This is a genomic window from Phyllobacterium sp., from assembly GCF_037994405.1.
GTDB lineage: Bacteria > Pseudomonadota > Alphaproteobacteria > Rhizobiales > Rhizobiaceae > Phyllobacterium.
The window spans coordinates 1-3,183 of sequence record NZ_JBBNAN010000463.1 but is presented as its reverse complement, the minus strand read 5'-3'; the positions used below and the strand labels follow the sequence as shown (position 1 = coordinate 3,183).

3 protein-coding genes are annotated in these 3,183 nt (G+C 59.2%); 1 reads left to right on the top strand and 2 read right to left on the bottom strand.

Annotation, left to right across the window (positions count from 1 at the left end):
• Nucleotides 1-405: 405 nt before the first annotated feature.
• On the bottom strand, nucleotides 406-1,305 hold the full coding sequence (locus tag AAAC48_RS25635) for a LysR family transcriptional regulator (RefSeq protein ID WP_340656907.1): 900 nt from the start codon (nucleotides 1,303-1,305) through the stop codon (nucleotides 406-408).
• Between the two features lie 105 nt (nucleotides 1,306-1,410).
• On the opposite strand from AAAC48_RS25635, the gene AAAC48_RS25630 reads away from it, so the two are divergent.
• A complete protein-coding gene (locus AAAC48_RS25630; protein WP_340656906.1) occupies nucleotides 1,411-2,400 on the top strand; it encodes a zinc-dependent alcohol dehydrogenase family protein in 990 nt (329 codons plus the stop codon).
• Nucleotides 2,401-2,485: 85 nt separating this feature from the next.
• Here the strand turns inward: AAAC48_RS25630 and AAAC48_RS25625 are convergent.
• On the bottom strand, nucleotides 2,486-3,183 hold a 698-nt coding region (locus AAAC48_RS25625; protein ID WP_340656905.1), incomplete at its 5' end, for an ABC transporter substrate-binding protein.

Below are 3,183 nucleotides of genomic sequence, written 5' to 3'. Positions count from 1 at the left end.
GGGAGCCGCCATTAATGTGTCGTTGGCGCTGGCGATCGGCCACGCCGACACTACAACCAAATGGTGTGCAAGGTAAGAGAATCTGCAGCGGGACGCCCCATTGTCAGTCACGCAATTGATTTTCTCCTAAACGCCTCACATTTTAACTTGCATTGTCAAGAAAAATCCTCGATTTTGCATGAATAGATACTTTTCTCTATTCTTTCTACATTTTAAGATCACAGGTCGTATTTATGAGGTTTCATTGTGAAACAGATTTTTTCTCATTCATTGCTGTGCAGTTTGACAATACCAGGCCTTTGCGGACCGTCATTTGCTCAGGAAACTCCAATGCCTGCTGCACCTCCGGCAACGGATGCTCCAGCCCCCGCCAAAGCCCCCACCGCCTGTCGTCGATATTACATTTCACGTCATGAATTTGGGCAATCCCGCTGCCAGCGCATCGACCGCAAGCCGGACCTTGCGCGGCAAGTGAGGGGTCTGCAGCCATAGCGCGTAGCAGTCGTAAAGAAATTCCGGCTGATCCGGCAATAGCGGGACAAGCATACCGGCCTCAATGCGCTCCTTGATGAGCCAGAGCGGAAGCCAGGCAAGTCCCATGCCGGCTGTCGCGGCATCGGCGATCGTATCCATGTCGTCGAGCCGCAGCCGGCTGACTGGCATGACCTCCACCGGGGGCTGATCGTTGCGCGGAAACAGCCACGGGCGAACACGGGCCGACCGGCTGTAGATGATGGCTTGATATCTGCTGAGGTCCTCAATCTGCGATGGCCGGCCGTGCAACTCGACATAGGATGGCGATGCGCACACGACCATGCGCTGGCGCGCGATGCGCCGCGCGATCAACCCGGCCTTGTCCTCCAGATTGCCGGTCCGGATGGCAAGATCGTAGCCATCCTCCGCAAGGTCGGCGATGCGGTCGCCGAACGACAGGTCAAGTTCCAGCATGGGATATTGCCGTGCAAGTTCCAGCAAGATGGGGGCAACGCAGCGCCGCCCGAACAATGCCGGCATGGTGACCCGCAGCCTTCCGCAGGGTTCGGAAAGGTGATCGGCCGCGAGCGCGTCCGCGGCCTCGGCTTCGGCGAGTACGACCTGGCAGCGTTCATAATAGGCGCGACCGAACTCTGTCAGGCTCTGACGACGAGTGGTCCGGTTGATGAGACGCACGCCGAGACGCTCTTCAAGAAACTGGACATGCTTGCCGACCATCGGTCCGGATAGATCGAGTGCGGCTGCTGCCGCCGCAAACGAGCCCAGGTCCACGGCTCTGACAAACACGGACATGCTCATGAGGCGATCCATCTTTAAAAACTCTCAGTTTCGACTGTCGTTCGTAAGTGGCTATTTATCCACTTATTGCCCGCTGTCATAGGTCATTATGTTCATATATTTTGGAGTTATGGCCAGATGGTACGCGTCGTTCGCTTTCATGAGCATGGTGGTCCCGAGGTTCTGCGCATCGAGAATGTCGATGTTCCGCGGCCTGGTCGGGGCGAGATTCAAATCCGTGTCAAGGCGCTGGGCCTCAACCGGGCCGAGGCCTTGATCCGTTCGGGCTCTTATATCGAGACGCCGCCCTTGCCCTCCGGCCTCGGTCTCGAGGCGGCAGGCATTGTCCAAACGGTCGGCGAGGGCGTGCGCGGCTTCGCGCCAGGCGATGCCGTTAGCGTCGTTCCGCCATTGTCGATGGTACGCTGGCCCGCCTATGGTGAGCTCGCCACCTATCCTGCTGAACTTTTCGTCAAGCACCCGGCATCGCTGAGCTGGGAAGCGGCGGCAGCGATCTGGATGCAATATGTCACCGCTTACGGCGCGCTGATCGACATTGCCAAACTCCGCAGAGAGGACTTTGTCGTCATCACCGCCGCATCAAGCAGTGTCGGACTTGCCGCAATCCAGATTGCCAACATTGTGGGCGCGACCACGATCGCGGTCACGCGGACATCCGGCAAGCGGCAGGCCTTGCTCGAGTTCGGCGCAGTGCATGTCATTGCTTCGGCGGGGGAAGATCTGCAAGCCCGGCTGAAGGAAATCGCCGGCCCTGACGGCATAAGGGTTGTGTTCGACGCGGTTGGCGGACCATCATTCGATCCGTTGACCGCCGCAATGTCACGCGGCGGCATTCTCATCGAATATGGCGCGTTGAGCCCAGAGCCGACACCCTTCCCGCTGTTTACCGTGCTGAGCAAGAGCCTGACCCTGCGTGGTTACCTCATCCACGAGATCGTCAAGGATCCGGCACGGTTGGAGGCCGCCAAGACGTTCATCCTTGATGGGCTGGTGTCGGGTTCGCTCAAGCCAGTCATCGCCCGGACATTTCCGTTCGACCAGATCGTCGAGGCGCATCGCTTTCTGGAGTCGAACGAACAATTCGGCAAGATTGTCGTGACGGTCTGACCGATCGTCGGCCTCAGGCCCGAAGCGCACGTTCCGGGTCGGCTGGCCCGGCGCAATGTCGTGCCACGCGATGCCTGCGACCAGGTCAAAACGCTTCGGCATAGGGAAAGATCAATTCCCCGCACGCCAGCGAGTGAGGCGACCCGACGACCTGCCTCGATCCATCCTTGAACTGGTTGGCCTCAGGTCCGGTTATGCCCCGAAACTGAACCTGCAGGACGCGCGGATGCGCCCATTCCCCGTTCGTGCCGAATTTGATGTCGCCCATGACGGTGTGAAAGGTTGCGCTTCGCGCGAACGCCGCGAGGCTTGCGTCATCGAAGCCACCGGTGGCTTCGACGCCCTGGGCAACCACCTGCATCTGCGCATAAGCGAGCGGCGCTATGCAATGTCCCAAAAGGTCGACGCCGGCGCCGCTGCCTCGTGCCTGGTACGTATTCAGCAGTTCCTGAACCCCGGGGGACATCATCTTGGGAACCGGTGCCCAATATTCGTAGTTCACGAAGCCGTTCAATAGCGGGCCAAGCGTTGTTCTCACAGCTGTGTTCTGTGGACCGATCATGCCGGCGCCGACCATCTTCGGACGAAACGGGTGCGCATGAATGGCGCGCACGAGGCCGATCGAGTCATCAAGGTAGGAGCAGAGAAACAGCAGATCGCAACCGCTTTCGGCGACAGCGTCGATAACAGGCGCGAAATTCTCGGTCGTCAACGGGTAAGTTGCCTCGTGGACGATGCGGATGCCGTACTTATCGGCGTTTGCCTTCGCGCCGAGAATGGGAT